General features: G+C 70.6%; 16 protein-coding genes. 13 read left to right on the top strand and 3 right to left on the bottom strand.

Annotated features, from left to right (window positions below; all coding sequences use genetic code 11):
* The first annotated feature begins 268 nt into the window (after positions 1-268).
* The 13 genes from AB0368_RS22090 to AB0368_RS22150 all read left to right on the top strand — a co-directional run bounded on the left by AB0368_RS22090 (position 269) and on the right by AB0368_RS22150 (position 15,256).
* Entirely contained in the window at positions 269-901 is a 633-nt protein-coding gene (locus AB0368_RS22090) for a 50S ribosomal protein L25/general stress protein Ctc (RefSeq protein ID WP_366155792.1), read from the top strand.
* Between the two features lie 66 nt (positions 902-967).
* Positions 968-1,555: an aminoacyl-tRNA hydrolase gene (gene pth / locus AB0368_RS22095; protein WP_366155793.1), complete on the top strand. Its 588-nt coding sequence runs from the start codon at positions 968-970 to the stop codon at positions 1,553-1,555.
* A gap of 137 nt (positions 1,556-1,692) precedes the next feature.
* Positions 1,693-3,525 carry an exopolysaccharide biosynthesis polyprenyl glycosylphosphotransferase gene (locus AB0368_RS22100; protein WP_366155794.1) on the top strand — a complete coding sequence of 611 codons (1,833 nt, stop codon included), beginning with the start codon at positions 1,693-1,695 and terminating at the stop codon, positions 3,523-3,525.
* Between the two features lie 17 nt (positions 3,526-3,542).
* Entirely contained in the window at positions 3,543-4,433 is an 891-nt protein-coding gene (locus tag AB0368_RS22105) for a 3'(2'),5'-bisphosphate nucleotidase CysQ (protein ID WP_366155795.1), read from the top strand.
* 38 nt (positions 4,434-4,471) lie between these two features.
* Positions 4,472-5,383, top strand: coding sequence for a sulfate adenylyltransferase subunit CysD (cysD, locus tag AB0368_RS22110; protein WP_366155796.1), 912 nt, complete (start codon positions 4,472-4,474; stop codon positions 5,381-5,383).
* On the top strand, positions 5,383-6,681 hold the full coding sequence (gene cysN, locus AB0368_RS22115; RefSeq protein ID WP_366155797.1) for a sulfate adenylyltransferase subunit CysN: 1,299 nt from the start codon (positions 5,383-5,385) through the stop codon (positions 6,679-6,681). Before cysD ends, cysN begins: the two co-directional genes overlap by 1 nt.
* A 73-nt stretch (positions 6,682-6,754) precedes the next feature.
* On the top strand, positions 6,755-7,783 hold the full coding sequence (locus tag AB0368_RS22120) for a LacI family DNA-binding transcriptional regulator (protein ID WP_366155798.1): 1,029 nt from the start codon (positions 6,755-6,757) through the stop codon (positions 7,781-7,783).
* Between the two features lie 189 nt (positions 7,784-7,972).
* Positions 7,973-9,481: an alpha-N-arabinofuranosidase gene (locus AB0368_RS22125; RefSeq protein WP_366155799.1), complete on the top strand. Its 1,509-nt coding sequence runs from the start codon at positions 7,973-7,975 to the stop codon at positions 9,479-9,481.
* Positions 9,478-10,809: an ABC transporter substrate-binding protein gene (locus tag AB0368_RS22130; protein ID WP_366155800.1), complete on the top strand. Its 1,332-nt coding sequence runs from the start codon at positions 9,478-9,480 to the stop codon at positions 10,807-10,809. Before AB0368_RS22125 ends, AB0368_RS22130 begins: the two co-directional genes overlap by 4 nt.
* 5 nt (positions 10,810-10,814) lie before the next feature.
* Positions 10,815-11,753 (top strand): sugar ABC transporter permease, encoded by a 939-nt coding sequence (locus tag AB0368_RS22135; RefSeq protein WP_366155801.1) that lies wholly within the window; start codon positions 10,815-10,817, stop codon positions 11,751-11,753.
* Positions 11,754-11,756: 3 nt separating this feature from the next.
* Positions 11,757-12,584 carry a carbohydrate ABC transporter permease gene (locus tag AB0368_RS22140; protein WP_366155802.1) on the top strand — a complete coding sequence of 276 codons (828 nt, stop codon included), beginning with the start codon at positions 11,757-11,759 and terminating at the stop codon, positions 12,582-12,584.
* A 3-nt stretch (positions 12,585-12,587) separates the two neighbouring features.
* Positions 12,588-14,267: a family 43 glycosylhydrolase gene (locus AB0368_RS22145; RefSeq protein WP_366155803.1), complete on the top strand. Its 1,680-nt coding sequence runs from the start codon at positions 12,588-12,590 to the stop codon at positions 14,265-14,267.
* Complete coding sequence (locus AB0368_RS22150; RefSeq protein WP_366155804.1) at positions 14,261-15,256, top strand: glycoside hydrolase family 43 protein; 996 nt, start codon at positions 14,261-14,263, stop codon at positions 15,254-15,256. Before AB0368_RS22145 ends, AB0368_RS22150 begins: the two co-directional genes overlap by 7 nt.
* Positions 15,257-15,259: 3 nt before the next feature.
* Here AB0368_RS22150 and AB0368_RS22155 read toward each other — a convergent pair whose 3' ends face one another.
* From AB0368_RS22155 to galE, 3 genes are read right to left on the bottom strand one after another with little or no spacing between them, the layout of a single operon-like run.
* A complete protein-coding gene (locus AB0368_RS22155) occupies positions 15,260-15,457 on the bottom strand; it encodes a hypothetical protein (RefSeq protein WP_366155805.1) in 198 nt (65 codons plus the stop codon).
* A gap of 38 nt (positions 15,458-15,495) precedes the next feature.
* Positions 15,496-16,638, bottom strand: a complete 1,143-nt coding sequence (gene galK, locus AB0368_RS22160) for a galactokinase (protein WP_366155806.1) — start codon at positions 16,636-16,638, stop codon at positions 15,496-15,498.
* Between the two features lie 13 nt (positions 16,639-16,651).
* Positions 16,652-17,629: a UDP-glucose 4-epimerase GalE gene (galE, locus tag AB0368_RS22165; RefSeq protein ID WP_366155807.1), complete on the bottom strand. Its 978-nt coding sequence runs from the start codon at positions 17,627-17,629 to the stop codon at positions 16,652-16,654.
* Positions 17,630-17,705: the final 76 nt, after the last annotated feature.

The raw sequence follows: 17,705 nt of genomic DNA on the forward strand, positions 1-17,705 counted from the left end.
GCAAGGAGGGTCAGGTGACGGGACCCGCCGGTCAGCACCCGTACGCGGCAGGTAAGCTGGTGCGGTTGCCACGGCGAGGGTGCCACGCGGTCTGCTGCAGGTTTGCGGAGTTCGCTTGAGGCACCGTGATCGACGCGGTGCTCCGGGCCTGTGCCCAGTGCGCCCCTAGCCGAGCACTGAGCACCACCCCAAGCTCGGCCCCCGCCGAACACCGCCCGCAGCCCGCCGACTTTGACGCAGCCCGATCCAGAATTTCAGGAGTTTCCCCGTGTCCGAGGTAAAGATCAGCGCCGAGCCCCGTACCGAGTTCGGCAAGGGTGGTGCCCGCCGCACGCGCCGGGCCGGCCTCGTGCCCGCCGTGCTGTACGGCCACGGCGAAGCCCCCGTCCACATCGCGCTGCCCGCGCGTGAGTTCGCCGCCGCCATCCGGCACGGCGGGCTCAACCAGGTCTTCGCGATCGATGTCACCGGCGGCACCGGGGCCACCCTGGCCCTGCCGAAGGCGATCCAGCGCGACCCGATCAAGGACACGTACGAGCACGTGGACCTGATCATCGTGAAGCGCGGCGAGAAGGTCCAGGTCGACGTCCCCGTGACGCTGGTCGGCGAGGCCGCCAAGAACACGCTCGTGGTGTCCGAGAGCATGACGCTCGCGGTGACCGCCGAGGCGCTGCACGTGCCGGCCGCCCTGGAGGTCTCGATCGAGGGCCTCGAGGCCGGTTCGCAGGTCACCGCCGGCGACGTGACGCTGCCGGCCGGCACCGAGCTGGCCGTGGACCCGGAGCACGTGATCGCCCTCGTGTCGCAGGCGCAGACCGCCCAGCAGATGGAGGGCGACACCGGTGAGGGTGCCTCCGCCGAGGCCGCCGAGGGTGAGGCTTCCGAGGAAGCTGCCGGCTGACCCAGCTAACGCCGAACAGGGAAAGTGCCGGTCGGCGCTTTCCCTGTTTTCGTCGAGGAGACCTGCATGACCGAGGACGGACCCTGGCTGGTGGTCGGCCTGGGCAACCCCGGCCGGGAGTACGCGAGCAACCGGCACAACGTCGGTTTCATGGTCGCGGACCTGCTGGCGTCCCGGGTGGGCGCCAGGTTCGGGCGGGCCAAGCGCGCGGTCGCCGAGGTGGCCGAGGGGCGGCTGGGGTACGGCGGCCCGAAGCTGGTGCTGGTGAAGCCGCTGACGTACATGAATCTGTCCGGTGCTCCCGTTGTCGGGCTGGCGCAGTTCTTCAAGGTGCCGGTGGAGCACGTGATCGCCGTCCATGACGAGCTGGACGTGCCGTACGGGCAGATCCGGGTGAAGCGCGGCGGCGGTGAGGGTGGCCACAACGGCCTCCGCTCGATGTCGAAGTCGCTGGGCGACAAGGAGTACGCGCGGGTGCGGTTCGGCATCGGGCGCCCGCCGGGACGGCAGGATCCGGCCGACTACGTGCTCTCCGACTTCTCCTCGGTCGAGCGTAAGGAGCTGGAGTTCCTGGTCGACCGGGCGGCCGATGTGACCGAGGCCGTGGTGCTCGAGGGCGTCGAATGGGCGCAGAACAAATACCACGGAAGTTGATCATGCGAGGCGACTTCACCGAAATCTTTTGGACCCATTTGTACGTCCATTGATCCCGTGACGTGCCCCTCTCCTTCGGCGTTGTGCCCATAGCGCACCAAATAGTGCGAATGAATCACGGCGCGGGGGGAGGTCGGGTGACACAGGACCTGTCCGGAAGCCACAAGGCGTTGACGGATGAACCGACGGTGGTCCTGCCGACGATCCAGCGGCGGGGAGGATCCGAGGCCGCTCGGGCCGACACGGCCGCTCGGATCGACACAGCCGGCCGGATCGACGTACCGGAGAATCACGGCCCCGCCAATCACCCGCCGGACAATCACGGGCCGCGCCCGACGCGCCCGTCGCCGCACCGGGAGCGGGGCCGCAACAGCAAGATTCCGGCGCCCGCCCGGCCCGCCGGTGACGAGGACAACGCGCCGCCGCAGGCGAGTGCCGGCGGGCTGCTCGCCGGCGAGCGGGTCAAGAACCAGGCGGCCGACCGCCTCTGGTCGCCGCGGCCGAACCGGTCGGTGGCGGCCCGTCCGGCCGCCCGGCCCTTCGTCCGGGTACGCGGCAAGCACGCCGCGATGTCGCGCCGCCAGCGCTGGGAACACCAGTACGTCCGCGCCCTCGTCCTCTGCGACCTCGTCGCCGGGGTGGCCGCCGGCGCGGTGACGTTCGCGCTGCGCTTCGGCGACGACGTGACCATGTACAACCGCTGGTATCTGCTGCTGTCGGCGCTGCTGCCCGTGGCGCTGCTGGCCGTGCTCGTGGTGAGCCGGGCGTACGAGCGCCGGTTCCTGTTCGTCGGCACGGACGAGTACCTGAGGGTGTTCCGTGGCGGCGTCGGCCTGATCGCGACCTCGGCCGTCGTGTCGTACGCCCTGGAGCTGGACCTGGCCCGGTCGTACGTCCTGGCCGCGCTGCCGACGGCGATCGTGTCGGCCGTGGTGCTGCGCTTCGCCCTGCGCAAGCGGCTCCACGTGAAACGGGCGCGCGGGGAGAATCTGCGCCGGGTCCTGGTGGTCGGGCATGAGCTGTCCGTCATCGGTATCGCCCGGCAGTTGCGCCGCGAGCGCTACCACGGCCTGGAGGTCGTGGGCGCCTGCCTGCCACCCCACCACGACGGTGTGGTGGATTTGCCGGTGTATGGCACCTTCGACGACGTGGCGAACGCCGTCGATGCCGCGGACGCGGACACCGTCGTGGTGCTCAGCTGCCCCGAGCTGGACGGTGCCGCGCTGCGCCGGCTCGCCTGGCGGCTGGAGCGCGACGAGGTGGACCTGATCGTGGCCAGCGCGCTGATCGACGTCGCGGGGGCGCGCACCACTATCCGGCCCTTCGACGGCCTGCCGATGCTGCACGTCGAGCATCCCCGGTTGCACGGCGGCGCGCGGGTCGTCAAGGACCTGTTCGACCGGTTCGGCGCCCTGGCCCTGCTGATCGCCTTCGGTCCGCTGCTGTTAACCGTCGCACTATGCGTCCGGCTCACCTCCCGGGGACCGGTACTCTTTCGTCAGGTACGGGTCGGGCGCGACGGGTCCGAATTCCGGATCTTCAAGTTCCGCAGCATGTACGTCGACGCCGAGGCCCGGCTGGCCGAGCTCCGGCACCTCAACGAGCACGACGGTGTGCTCTTCAAAATCCGCGACGACCCCCGCGTCACTCCGGTCGGACGGTGGCTGCGCAGGCTCTCGCTGGACGAGCTCCCTCAGCTTCTCAACGTCCTTCTGGGCCAGATGTCACTCGTCGGGCCGCGGCCGCCGCTGCCCGCGGAGGTGGCCGCCTACGCTGACGACGTGCGTCGCCGGCTGGCGGTCAAACCGGGCATGACGGGCCTGTGGCAGGTTTCCGGACGTTCGGACCTGCCGTGGGAGGAGGCCGTCAGGCTGGACCTGCGCTATGTGGAGAACTGGTCCCTGAGTTTGGACTTGGTGATCCTTTTGCGGACCATGACCGCGGTGGTGCGGTCGTCGGGAGCGTACTGAACCTGATGAGGAGAGCGATGAGCGAGCAGACAGGGACGTCGGCGCGCATAGCGGGGCAGCGTGAGCCGGAGTCCGCGGGCACGCCGCCGGTCAACGACTCGGCCTTCGCCCGCTGGCTGGCCGACCGGGCCGGCCAGGTGCTGCTCCAGGTGCGCGAGGACATGGGCTATTCCGACGGCAAGGCCCTCAAGGCCGCGGGGGACAAGGCCGCCCACGATCTGTTGCGTACGGAGCTCGCCCGCTGGCGCCCGGCCGACGCGGTGCTGTCGGAGGAGGACGACCACTCCCGCGTCGCTTGGCAGGACGGCGAGCACGGCATCGTGCGCCCGGACCGGCTCGACGCCTCGCGCGTCTGGATCGTCGACCCGCTCGACGGCACCCGCGAGTTCTCCGAGGAGGGGCGCACCGACTGGGCCGTGCACGTCGCGCTCTGGACCGCCGACTGCTCCAGCCCCAGCTGCCTCTCCGCCGGTGCCGTGGCGATCCCGGCCCAGCACCGTACGCTCGCCACCGACCACCCCCCGGCGTACCCGCCGCTGCCCCTGGCCGCTACCACCGGTGGGCCGATCCGGATCGCCGCGAGCCGCACCCGCCCCCCGGCCTTCGTCACCGCGCTCGCCGAGGACATCGGCGCCGAGCTGGTGCCGATGGGTTCGGCCGGCGTGAAGATCGCCGCGGTGATCAACGGCGAGGCGGACGCCTACGTCCATGCGGGCGGTCAGTACGAGTGGGACAGCGCCGCGCCCGTCGCTGTGGCGTCGGCCACCGGACTGCACACTTCCCGAATCGACGGAAGTGAGTTGAAATACAACCAGGCCGATCCGAAACTGCCCGACCTGGTCGTCTGCCGCAAGGATCTCGCCCCTCGGTTGCTTGCAGCGCTGCAGCGTCATCTCCCGCTAACCTGACCCTCTGCACACGCACGGAATCGAAAGGCTGGGACCCTGTGAGTCAGGCGAAGCCCTACCGCGTATCGCATCTCGATGCTCTCGAAGCCGAGAGCATCTTCGTCATGCGCGAGGTCATGGCCGAGTTCGAGCGGCCCGTGCTGCTCTTCTCCGGCGGCAAGGACTCGATCGTGATGCTGCGGCTGGCCGAGAAGGCCTTCGCGCCCGCGCGCATCCCGTTCCCGGTCATGCACGTCGACACCGGCCACAACTTCCCCGAAGTTCTCGAGTATCGCGACAACCGCGTCTCCGAGCTCGGCCTGAACCTGGTCGTCGCCAGCGTGCAGGAGGCGATCGACTCCGGGCAGGTCCGCGAGCTGCCTGACGGCACGCGCAACCGCATCCAGACCCCGGTGCTGCTGGGCGCGGTGGAGAAGTACCGCTTCGATGCCCTCTTCGGCGGCGCCCGCCGCGACGAGGAGAAGGCGCGCGCCAAGGAGCGGATGTTCAGCTTCCGGGACGAGTTCGGCCAGTGGGACCCGAAGAACCAGCGCCCGGAGCTGTGGTCGCTGTACAACGGCCGGCACCACCCGGGCGAGTCGATCCGCGTCTTCCCGCTCTCCAACTGGACCGAGCTGGACGTGTGGCACTACATCGCCAAGGAAGAGATCGCGCTGCCGAGCATCTACTACGCCCACGACCGTGAGGTCGTCGAGCGCGACGGGATGTTCTACGCGGTCAACGAGTTCATCGTCCCGAGGGACGGCGAGACGGTCGAGACCCGCCAGGTGCGCTACCGCACGGTCGGCGATGCGTCCCAGACCGCCGCGGTGCTCTCCGACGCCGACACCGTCGAGAAGGTCATCGACGAGGTGGCCGCGACCCGGATCACCGAGCGCGGCGCCACCCGGGGCGACGACAAGGTCAGCGAGGCGGCGATGGAAGACCGCAAGCGGGAAGGCTACTTCTGATGAGTCAGGCAGTTCTGGAGACCGAGGCGGCCGCCGCCCGCAACATGGACCTGCTGCGGTTCGCCACCGCGGGCAGCGTCGACGACGGCAAGTCGACCCTCATCGGTCGGCTGCTCTACGACACCAAGTCGCTCTTCTCGGACCAGCTCGAGGCGGTCGAGGCAGTCAGCGCCGCGCGCGGCGACGAGTACACCAACCTTGCGCTGCTGACCGACGGCCTGCGGGCCGAGCGTGAGCAGGGCATCACGATCGACGTGGCGTACCGCTACTTCGCGACGCCGCGGCGCAAGTTCATCATCGCGGACACCCCGGGGCACATCCAGTACACCCGGAACATGGTCACCGGCGCCTCGACGGCCGACCTGGCGCTGATCCTCGTCGACGCCCGCAAGGGCCTGGTCGAGCAGTCCCGCCGGCACGCGTTCCTCACCTCGCTGCTGCGCGTGCCGCACCTGGTCCTGTGCATCAACAAGATGGACCTGGTCGGCTGGGACAAGGACATCTACGACCGGATCGCCGACGAGTTCACCTCGTTCGCCGCGAAGCTGGACATCACGGACCTCACGATCATCCCGATCTCCGCGCTGGAGGGCGACAACATCGCCTCCCGCTCCGAGAAGAGCCCCTGGTACGAGGGCCCGTCGCTGCTGCACCACCTGGAGCACGTGCACATCGCGTCCGACCGCAACCTGGTCGACGTCCGCTTCCCGGTGCAGTATGTGATCCGCCCGCAGTCGACCACGGTGACCGACTACCGCGGCTACGCGGGCCAGGTCGCCTCGGGCGTGCTCAAGCCCGGCGACGAGGTCATGGTGCTCCCGTCCGGCATGACCAGCACGATCTCGGCCATCGACACCGCGGACGGCCCGGTCGACGAGGCGTTCCCGCCGATGTCGGTGACGGTCCGGCTGCGCGACGAGATCGACATCTCGCGCGGCGACATGATCTGCCGCCCGCACAACGCACCGGCGGTCGCCCAGGACGTCGAGGCCATGATCTGCTGGATGGACGAGACCGCGCCGCTGCGGGTGGGCGCCAAGTACACGATCAAGCACACCACCCGGACGGCCCGTACGGTCGTGCGCGGCCTGCAGTACCGGCTCGACGTGAACACCCTGCACCGCGACGAGGACGCCCCGGGGCTCTCGCTCAACGAGATCGGCCGGGTCAAGCTGCGCACCACGGTGCCGCTGCTCGCGGACGAGTACCGTCGCAACCGCACCACCGGTGGCTTCATCCTGATCGACGAGACGACCAACCGCACGGTCGGCGCCGGCATGATCATCGAGGCCGGCTGATCGCACACCGGCATCGCCCGCCCGGCGCAACCCGGGCGGGCAACCGGGAAGAGAAGGGACGAGGGCGAGGTCCGTGCCACCGGGCTTGAAGGACGTGGCCGCACGCGCGGGCGTGTCCATCAAGACGGTCTCGAACGTGGTCAACGGCTACGTGCACGTCTCCCCCGAGACCCGGGCCCGGGTGCAGCAGGCGATCGACGCCCTTGGCTACATCCCCAACGTCGCCGCGCGGCAGTTGCGCAGCGGGCGGTCCGGGGTGATCGCGCTGGCCGTGCCCGAGTTGCAGACGCCGTACTTCGCCGAGCTCGCCGGGCTCATCGTGCAGGCCGCGGAGCGCCGCTCCTGGACGGTGCTCATCGATCAGACCGACGGCCATGAGGACCGCGAGCGCAACCTCGTCGCGGGTCTGCGCCGGCATGCCATCGACGGGCTCATCTTCAGCCCGCTGGCGCTGGCCGGCGAGGAGCTGGCCAGCTCCGGCGACACCCCGATGGTGCTGCTCGGCGAGCGGGTGTGGCACGGGCCCGCCGACCACGTGGCGATCGACAACACCGCTGCGGCCGCCGACGCCACCGCCCATCTCGCCGCGCTGGGCCGGCGGTGGATCGCGGCCATCGGGGCGCAGAGCCCGGCCTCGGCCGTCACCGCCCATCAGCGGCTCGCGGGCTATCGCTCGGCCCTGGCGGAGGCCGGGTTGCCGGAGGACCCGGCGCTGATCGCCGAGGTGGACGGCTTCCACCGGGCCGACGGGGCCGCGGCGATGCGCCGGCTGCTCGACGGCCCGATCCGGCCGGATGCGGTCTTCTGCTTCAACGACGTGCTCGCCCTCGGCGCCATCCGCGCGCTGCTGGAGCGGGGGCTGTCGGTGCCGGAGGACGTCGCGGTCATCGGCTTCGACGACATCGAGGACGGCCGGTTCAGCACCCCCACCCTGAGCACGATCGCGCCGGACACCGCGGGTATCGCCCGCCTGGCCGTGGATCTGCTGGCCGAGCGCCTGGGGGAGACCCGGGCCGGCGCGGGCGACGATCCGGCCGGCCCGCCGCGGGAACTGAAGGTGGACTACCGGCTGATCCCCCGGGAAAGCACCCTGGGCCGCTGAGGCGAAAAGCTGAGGCGAAAGCTGAGGCCGGAAGCCGAAGCGAAGAAGGCCCAAGCCGGACACCCGGGGAGAAACCCGCTCCAGCAGGAGGCGACGCACGTGACAGCGCTGTGTCGATCTCTTTACAACGATGGTTCCAACGTTGTAAACCTGTGAGACGGCACACCACCGGCGCGACGGGAGTGATACGTGACCGCCCGACTGACGCTCGACCCGGCCTTCGCCATCGGCGACGTGGACCCACGGCTCTTCGGTTCCTTCGTGGAGCACATGGGCCGCTGCGTCTACACCGGAATCTTCGAGCCCGGCCATCCGCGGGCCGACGGCGACGGCCTGCGGACCGACGTGCTCGAGCTCGTCCGGGAGCTGGGCGTCACCCTGGTCCGCTATCCCGGCGGCAACTTCGTCTCCAACTACCGGTGGGAGGACGGCGTCGGACCGGTCGGCGACCGGCCGCGCCGGCTCGACCTCGCCTGGCGCGCGCTGGAGAGCAACGCGTTCGGGCTCAACGAGTTCATGCGATGGGCGCAGCAGGCGGGGGTCGCCCCGATGATGGCGGTCAACCTGGGCACCCGGGGCGTGGCCGAGGCCGCCGAGCTGGTCGAGTACTGCAACGTGCCGGACGGGACCGCGGCCGCCGACCTACGGCGCAAGCACGGCGTGGGGCAGCCGCACGACATCCGGCTCTGGTGCCTGGGTAACGAGATGGACGGGCCGTGGCAGATCGGCTCCCTCACCGCCCGCGAGTACGGCCGCCTCGCCGCCCGCGCCGGGCACGCCATGAAGCGCGTCGATCCCTCGATCGAGCTGGTCGCCTGCGGCAGCTCCAACGCCGACATGCCGACCTTCGCGGCGTGGGAGGCGACGGTGCTGGAGGAGGCGTACGACCAGGTCGACTACCTGTCCCTGCACCACTACTTCGACCCCGGCACCCAGGACGAGGCGAGCTTCCGCGCTTCGGCCGTACGGCTCGACGGGTTCGTGGACGACGTGATCGCCACCGCCGACCACGTCCGGGCCAAGCTGCGCCGGCGCAAGCGGGTCAACCTGGCGCTCGACGAGTGGAACGTCTGGTACCAGTCGCGCTTCACCGAGCCGGAGGACCGCGGGATCGAGGACCTGCCGCCGCTCATCGAGGACGACTACACGGTCACCGACGCGATGGTGGTCGGCAACCTGCTGATCAGCATGCTGCGGCACGCGGACCGGCTGACCGTCGGCTGCCAGGCTCAGCTCGTCAACGTCATCGCGCCGATCCGGACCGAGCCCGGCGGCGCGGCCTGGCGGCAGACGATCTTCCATCCCTTCGCCCACACCGCCCGCCTGGCCCGGGGGACCGTGCTGCGGGCGGCCGTCACCGCACCCACGATGCCCACCGGGGCCTTCGGCGACGTTTCTGTGCTCGACGCCGTCGCCACCCGTGACGGGCGTACCGGCGAGCTGACGATCTTCGCGGTCAATCGTGGCACCGAGGACGTCCCGTTGGAGCTGGACCTGCGGGCCTTCCCCGGGCTGCGCAGCGTCGAGCACCTCGTCCTCGCCGGCGCCGACCCGTCCATCGTCAATTCCGCTGCTGCGCCTGATCGGGTCTGTACCCGTACCGAAAAATTGCCCGCCCTCGACGGCGGGCGAGCGACCGTCCTGCTCCCTCCCGTCTCCTGGCACGCCCTCCGCTTCACCCCCGAGGAGAAACCGTGAAACCACACCTTTCCCGCCGCGGCCTGCTCGGGCTCGGCGTAGGCGCCGGCGGCGCCGTGCTGCTCGGCGCCTGCGGCGACGACGGCCCCAACCCAGTCGTCGGGGGCGGCAAGAACGCCCAGCCCGCCTCGACCGCCTACACCGGACCGAACGTCGCGCTGACCTTCTGGAACGGCTTCACCGGCGGCGACGGTCCGGTGATGAAGTCCCTGGTGGACCGGTTCAACAGCGAGAACCCGAACATCAAGGTCACGATGAACGTGTACGAGTGGGCCGACTACTACCAGAAGGTCCCCGCCGCGGTCTCCACGGGCAACGGCCCGGACCTGGGCATCATGCACGTCGAGCAGGTCGCCACGAACGCCGCGCGCGGTGTCGTCCTGCCGCTCGACGACCTGGCCGCGTCGCTGCAGCTCAAGGAGGAGGACTTCTCCCCGCCGGTGTGGCGTGCCGGGGTCTACAACGACAAGCGGTACGCGATCCCGCTCGACGTGCACCCGCAGGGCATGTTCTACAACAAGGACGTCCTGAAGAAGGCCGGTCTCGACCCGGAGAACCCGCCGAAGAACAACGACGAGTACATGAAGGCCCTGGACGCGTTGAAGAGCAAGGGCATCCAGGGGCATTGGGCGACGCCGTTCCCGTTCACCGGTACGCACCAGTTCGAGTCGCTGACCTGGCAGTTCGGCGGGCAGCTCTTCGACGAGCAGGCCACCAAGCCGCTGTACGCCGAGGCACCGGGCGTGCAGGCACTGACCTGGCTCGTCGACCTGGTGAAGAACGGCTACAGCCCGAAGAACGTGGCCCAGGACGCCGACCTGATCGCGTTGCAGAACGGCAAGGCCGCCTTCAACTGGAACGGCATCTGGACGATCAACACGCTGAAGGCCGTCAAGGGCCTGAACTGGGGGGTCAGCGCCCTGCCGACGATCGGCTCCCAGCCCGCCGCCTGGGCCGGGTCGCACAACTTCGTGCAGTTCAAGCAGCGGGCGGCCGACCAGAACAAGCTCCAGGCCGGCAAGGTCTTCATCAACTTCATCAGCAAGAACTCCATCGAGTGGGCCAAGGGCGGTCAGGTGCCGGCCCGCAAGGAGATCCGCGAGAGCGGGGAGTTCCAGGGGCTCAAGGAGCAGGCGGCGATCGGCTCGCAGATCGACAACCTGCACTTCCCGCCCTCGGTGCCGGGCATCCCGGACGCGATGGCCACCATCGACACCGCGGTCAACGAGGCGATCCTGCTGCGCAAGGAGCCCGGCAAGGCCCTCGCGGACGCGGCCGCCAAGGCGGCCCAGATTCTGGAGCAGAACCGCAAGAAGTACGGCGGCTGATCCCCGTGGTCGACGTCCTGCAGGAGACTGCCTCCTCGACCGCGGCCCCCGTGAAGGCGGCGCCGCGGCGGGGGGCGGGCCTCACCCCGTACCTGTTCCTGTTGCCGTACGCGCTGCTGTTCGTGACGTTCACGCTGGTGCCGGCCGGCTACGGGCTGTGGATCAGCCTGCACGACTGGGACTACCTGCTGCCCGGCAAGCCGTTCGTGGGGCTGGACAACTACCAGGCCCTGTTCAGCAGCAGCTCGCCGGTGTTCGACTTCTTCTGGCAGAGCATGCAGGCGACCGCGATCTTCACGGTGTGCAGCGTGCCGCTGCTGGTGGCCGTCCCGCTCGGCATCGCGCTGATCCTCAACCGCTCGTTCCGCGGCCGGACGTTCTTCCGCGCGGTCTACTTCGCCCCGTACGTGCTGGGCGTCGCGGTCATCGGCGTGCTGTGGCGCTTCCTGCTGGATCCCAACCTCGGGGCGGTCAACGCGCTGCTCGGCGCGATCGGCCTGCCGGACGCCACGGCGTGGACGACCGGCCTCCCGTGGGCATGGGTCTCGCTGGTCGGGGTGACGGTGTGGTGGACGCTCGGCTTCAACGCCGTCATCTACCTCGCGGGCCTTCAGGACATCCCGCGCGAGCTGTACGACGCGGCCCGGGTGGACGGCGCCGGCCGGTGGGCCGAGTTCCGCCACGTCACCCTGCCGGGGCTGCGGCCGGTGCTGCTCTTCGTCGTGATCAACACGATCCTGACGTCGAGCAACATGTTCGGCCAGGCGTACCTGATCACCCAGGGCGCGCCGGGCGTGGAGACCCGTACGGCGATCATGTACATCGCCGAGGAGGGCCTGCGCAGCTACCGGATGGGCAGCGCCGCGGCGATGAGTTACCTGCTCACCCTCGCCCTGCTGCTGATCAGCATGATCACGTTCCGCCTCTTCCGGACGAAGGACTGAGCCATGGGCCGCGTCAGAGGAATCGCCTGGTACACCATGCTCGGCGGGCTGAGCCTGCTGTTCATCGCGCCGGTCGTCTGGATGATCGTCACGTCGTTCAAGACGGCGGACGAGGCCACCCGCGTGCCGCCCACCCTGCTGCCCGCGGACCCCACCACCAGCGCCTACGACACGCTGTTCGCCGGCGGCTCGCAGACGCCCGTGCTGCGCTGGTTCCTCAACAGCCTGCTGGCGGCGAGCGGGCAGGCGCTGCTCGTGCTCGCGGTCGCCTCGATGGCCGCGTACGCGCTGGCCAGGATGGACTTCCGGGGCAAGCGGATCGTCTTCTCGCTGATCATCGCGACGCTGTTCGTGCCGATCTTCACGTTGATCATCCCGAACTTCCTCATCATCGACCGCCTCGGCTGGCTCGACAGCCTGTGGGCGCTGATCGTGCCCGGCGCCGCGAGCGCGTTCGGCGTCTTCTTCCTCCGGCAGTTCTTCCTCGGGCTGCCCCGGGAGCTGGAGGAGGCCGCGGTGCTGGAGGGCGCGAACTCGTGGCAGATCTTCACCAAGGTGATCCTGCCGCTGTCCAAGCCGGCCCTGGCCACCCTCGCCGTGATCAGCTTCCTGACCAACTGGAACGACTTCATCTGGCCGGTCTACGTGCTCTTCAGCCCGGAGAACTTCACGCTGCCGCCCGGGCTGGGCACGCTGCAGGGTGCGTACAACATCAACTATCCCGTGATCATGGCCGGCGCCACGCTGGCCAGCGTCCCGGTGCTGATCCTCTTCGTGGTCAGCCAGCGCTACATCATCGAGGGCGTTTCCCGGTCGGGACTGAAGGGCTGACCCATGCGACGGTTGACGGCCGCGCTCGCCGCGGTGCTCGTTCTGCTCACCCCCGCTGCCGCGCAGGCCGACGTGGTCTCGGCGAGCTTTGCGGACACGTTCGCCGATCCGATGGTCGTTCACGGCGAAGACGGATTCTGGTACGCGTACGCCACCACGGATCCGCTGCGCGAGGGCGAGAAGGTGCCGCACCGGATCCCGATGGCGCGCTCGAGGGACCTTTCGACGTGGACGTATGTGGGCGACGCGTTCGCCGCCGGCCAGCGTCCGGCCTTCGCCGCGGAGAACACGGCCTTCTGGGCGCCGGACGTCCGCCGGGCCGGAAACCACTGGATCATGTACGTGACGGTCACCGAGACCACGGTCGCGCCGGGCGCCTCGGCGATCGGGGCGGCCACCGCGCCCACCCCGGCCGGTCCGTGGACCTTCGTGGACACGCCCGTCGTCGCGCCGCGCCCGAGCGGGAACGGCGGCTGGCTGTGGACGTTCGATCCCGCCCAGCTCACCACCCCGGACGGGCGCAAGTACCTCTACTACGGCAGCTACTTCGGCGGCATCTGGGTCAGCGAGCTGAGCCGGGACGGGCTGCGAACCGTCGGCACGGCGACGCGGGTCGCGATCGACAACAAGTTCGAGGGCGCGTACGTGGTCCGCCGCCACGGCTGGTACTACCTGTTCGCGTCGTCGGCGAACTGCTGCGCCGGGCCGACCACGGGCTATTCGGTGTCGGCCGGGCGCTCCCGGGATCCGCGCGGGCCGTTCGTCGACAAGACCGGGCAGTCGCTGAACGTCTCGCGGGCCGGTGGCACCCCGGTCATCGCGCCCAACGGCAACCGCTGGGTCGGCACCGGGCACAACGGCCTGGTCACGGACGCGCGTGGGCAGGACTGGCTGGTCTATCACGCGATCGACCGCGGGGATCCGTACCTCGACGAGCCGTTCGGCATCAACGAGCGGCCCATGCTGATCGACCGGCTGGACTGGATCGGCGGCTGGCCCACCGTCCGCGCCGGGGCGTGGGCCTCTGATGGGCGCGACTCCGGCTCGGTTTTTGAGCCGCGGCCCGGGCGTGCGCTGCCGGCCTATTCCGACGAGTTCCGCGGGCGCGCTGTGGGAGCGGCCTGGACCTTCGTCCGGCCCGATCCGGCGGCTTCCGTCTCCCGAGGCGCGCTGCGATGGCCGGTGCAGAACGCGGACCTGACCGGCATGTCGAACAATGCGGGTGTGCTGCTGCGCGACGCGCCTGCCGGCAGCTGGATCGCCGAGACGAAGCTGACCCTCGACCTGGGCGAGGACACCGTGCGCAACTACCAGCAGGCCGGGCTCATTGCGTACGCCGGCGACGACGAGTTCGCCCGGCTGTCGGCGGTGGCCATCTGGAACACCCGGCAGGTCGAGTTCGGCCACGAGATCCCGTACGCGGGCGCCACCTCGTACGGCGGGAACATCGCGGGCACCCCGGGCCGGACCACCACCTGGCTGCGGCTGGCGCACCACGTCGACCCGCGCAACGGCGAGCACGAGTACCGGGCCGGGGTCAGCCGCGACGGGCGGACCTGGACCTGGGGCGGCGTCTGGACGCTGCCGGCGGACACCACGCCGCGGATCGGGCTCGTGGCCCACGGCGGCGCCACGCCGGCGGTCACCGCGTCCTTCGACTACCTGAGGTTCAGCCGGTGGTGAGAATCGGGGTCGTCCTGGTGTCTCTCCTCGTCCTGGCCGGGTGCACCACGCCCCCTCCCCCCGAATCGGAGCCCGCCGTGCCGACCTTCACCAACCCCGTCTTCCTCGAGAACTTCCCCGACCCGGGAGCCGTGCTGGTCGACGGCACCTGGTACGCCTACGGCACCAACAACGCCACCCAGAACGTCCCGATCCTCACCTCGCCCGACCTGGTCACGTGGACACCGGCCGGCGACGCGCTGCCCACGGTGGGCAAGTGGGCGGAACGCGGCAACACGTGGGCGCCCGAGGTCATCGCGGGCGACGGCGGCTACCTGCTCTACTACACCGCCCGGTCGACGGCGGCGGGGCGGCAGTGCATCGGGGTCGCGTACGCGAAGAGCCCCGCCGGCCCTTTCGCCGACGACGCCGCCGAGCCGCTGATCTGCCAGGCGGACGAGGGCGGTTCGATCGACGCGAGCCCGTACCGGGACGCGGACGGCGGCCTGTGGCTCTACTGGAAGAACGACGGCAACGCGATCGGGCGGCCCACCCACCTCTACGGCAGCCGGCTCGGCGCGGACGGCCGCTCGCTGACCGGGAAGACCGTCGAGCTGCTCACCAACGACGCGCCCTGGGAGAACCACGTCATCGAGGCGCCGCAGATGGTCCGCCACGACGGCAGGCTGTTCCTGTTCTACTCGGCGAACGCCTTCGACCAGGACGTCTACGCCATGGGCTACGCGGAGTGCGACGGCCCGCTGGGTCCCTGCCGGAAGGCGTCCGAGAACCCGATCCTGAAGTCCTCGCCGGCGGCGGCGGGCCCGGGGCACAGCTTCCTGGTCACCACGCCGGGCGGCGAGACGTGGCTGCTCTACCACGCATGGCCGCCGGACGCGATCGGCAGCGTGACGCCGGGGCGGCAGCTGTGGCTGGACAGGGTGGAGTGGCCCGGCGGCCGGCCCGTGGTGCAGGGGCCGACCCCGGACCCGCAATCCGTGCCGCGGTAGCGCTCAGCGCTCGTCGTCGTCGCGGGTGGTCGCGTCCTCGATGGCGTGGCTGACCGCGCCGGTGATGTCACCGGCCGGCACCGCGATGGCCTCGCCGTCGACGCCTTCGGTCCGCTCGGGCTCGCGCTCGGGCGACGGCGCGGTGGCGCCGCCGGAGAAGCCGAATTCGTTCGGACGGTGCTCTTCGGATGCGTCTGTCATGCCCTGCGCTTACCCGCGGGGACGGGCGGATATGCCCGTCAGAGGCGGCGGGCGCCCGGCCCCGGGGTCGCCGACCAGGTGGTCGGCGCGGTGAAGGACCTTTCCGCGTACGCCTGGCCGACCGCGGCCGTGGTCGCCTCGGCCCGGTCGGCGTCGATGAGTGCCAGCACGCAGCCGCCGAAGCCGCCGCCGGTCATCCGGGCGCCGTACGCCCCGGCGGTCAGCGCCGCCTCGACGGCCACGTCCACCTGGTCGACGGTGATCTCGAAGTCGTCGCGCATGGAGGCGTGCGACGCGGTCATCAGCGGGCCGATCTCGCGGATGCGGCCCGAGCGCAGCAGGGCCACCGTGTCGAGCACCCGCTGGTTCTCGGTGACGATGTGGCGCACCCGGCGGCGCGTCACGTCGTCGCCGACCCGGGCCAGCGCCGCGTCGAGGTCGTCGGCGGCCACGTCGCGCAGGGCCGCCACGCCCAGGGTGCGGGCCGCCTCCTCGCAGGATCGGCGGCGGGCGCCGTACTCGCCGTCGACGTGCTGGTGCGGGGCGTTGCTGTTGATGATCAGGATGGCCAGCCCCTCGGCGGCCAGGTCGAACGGGATCTGCTCGACCTCCAGCGACCGGCAGTCGAGGAACAGCGCCCGGCCGGCCTCGCAGCGGATCGACGCCGACTGGTCCATGATCCCGGTCGGCGCGCCCACGTAGACGTTCTCCGCGCGCTGGGCGAGCGCGGGCCGCCGTGCCACCGGCAGGCCCAGGCCGCCGAGGTCCGCCAGGGCCGTCAGCACCGCGGACTCCAGCGCCGCCGACGACGACACCCCGGCACCCACCGGTACGTCGGAGGCCAGCGCGATGCGCGCGGGCGGCACGGTGAAGCCCGCGTCCTCCAGCGCCCACACCACTCCGGCCGCGTACGCGGCCCAGCCCCCGACCTCGCCGGGCGCCGACGACGTGAAGGTCACCGGCTTGTCGGCGACGTCGGAGCAGACCACCCAGCCGGGCTCGTCCCGGCCGGCCACGGCTGCCACCACTTGCTGCGGCAGCGCGAAGGGCAGCACGAAGCCGTCGTTGTAGTCGGTGTGCTCCCCGATCAGGTTGACCCGGCCCGGAGCCGCCCAGAGCCCGGCGGGTTCGGTGCCGAAGGTGGACCGGAAGGCCGCTGCGGCCGAGGACGCGACAGTCATGACGACGATCAGATCACGCGACGTGGGTGCGGTAGAACTCCCAGGCGTCCCCGATCATGTCGGGCAGGGTGTTCTTCTCCGGCACCCAGCCGAGCTCGTCGCGGGCCCGCTGCGACGACGCCACCAGCGTGGCCGGGTCGCCCTCGCGGCGCGGGGCCACCTCGACCGGGAGGGCCGCGCCGGTGACCTCGCGGGCCGCCTCGACGACCTGCCGGTTGGAGAAGCCGTTGCCGTTGCCCAGGTTGTAGATCTTGTGCTCGCCGCCGGTCGCCGCCTCCAGGGCCAGCAGGTGGGCCCGGGCCAGGTCCTGCACGTGGATGTAGTCGCGGACGCAGGTGCCGTCGGCCGTCGGGTAGTCGTCGCCGAAGAGCTGCAGCTTCTCCCGCTTGCCGGCGGCCACCTGCAGCGCGATCGGGATGAGGTGGGTCTCCGGGTCGTGCCGCTCGCCGAGGGCCGTACCGTCCTCGCGGATCAGGGCGCCGGCCACGTTGAAGTAGCGCAGCGACACGGCGGCCAGCTGGTGCGCGAAGGCCTCGGAGGTGAGCGCGAAGTCGAAGGTCAGCTTGGTGGCACCGTACGTGTTGGTCGGTGCCTTGGTGGCGGCCTCGGTGATGGGCAGCTCGGTGGGGTTGCCGTAGACGGCGGCGGTGGAGGAGAAGACCAGGCGGGGGACCCGGGCGGCGCGGACCGCCTCGAGCAGCGCGAGCGAGCGCCTGACATTGTGGTCCCAGTAGATCTCCGGCTTGGTCATCGACTCGCCGGCCTGGATGAGGCCGGCGAAATGCAGCACCGCGTCGAAACCGGCGTCCGGGGTGAGCACCGAGGCGGCGTCGGCGATGTCCGCCCGTACGAAGGTGGCGTCGGGCGCGACCGCCTCCCGGAACCCGCTTTCGAGGTTGTCCAGCACGACGACCTCGTGGCCGGCGTCGAGCAGCAGGCGGCTGGTGACGCTGCCGATGTACCCTGCGCCTCCGGTGACGAGAAGTTTCACCACATGACCTTTCGTAGCGGACGCATCAGCGTCCAGGATTGCTCAATACCGCTCACAAGTCAACATGATCGAACAT

The sequence above is a fragment of the Actinoplanes sp. NPDC051475 genome (assembly GCF_040689425.1).
Taxonomy (GTDB): Bacteria; Actinomycetota; Actinomycetes; order Mycobacteriales; family Micromonosporaceae; genus Actinoplanes.

Excerpts from the sequence above, each read along its gene's own strand:
- pth (WP_366155793.1), top strand. The coding sequence starts at position 968 with ATGACCGAGGACGGACCCTGGCTGGTGGTCGGCCTGGGCAACCCCGGC.
- AB0368_RS22105 (WP_366155795.1), top strand. The coding sequence starts at position 3,543 with ATGAGCGAGCAGACAGGGACGTCGGCGCGCATAGCGGGGCAGCGTGAG.
- cysN (WP_366155797.1), top strand. The coding sequence starts at position 5,383 with ATGAGTCAGGCAGTTCTGGAGACCGAGGCGGCCGCCGCCCGCAACATG.
- AB0368_RS22140 (WP_366155802.1), top strand. The coding sequence starts at position 11,757 with ATGGGCCGCGTCAGAGGAATCGCCTGGTACACCATGCTCGGCGGGCTG.
- AB0368_RS22145 (WP_366155803.1), top strand. The coding sequence starts at position 12,588 with ATGCGACGGTTGACGGCCGCGCTCGCCGCGGTGCTCGTTCTGCTCACC.
- AB0368_RS22155 (WP_366155805.1), bottom strand. The coding sequence starts at position 15,457 with ATGACAGACGCATCCGAAGAGCACCGTCCGAACGAATTCGGCTTCTCC.
- galK (WP_366155806.1), bottom strand. The coding sequence starts at position 16,638 with ATGACTGTCGCGTCCTCGGCCGCAGCGGCCTTCCGGTCCACCTTCGGC.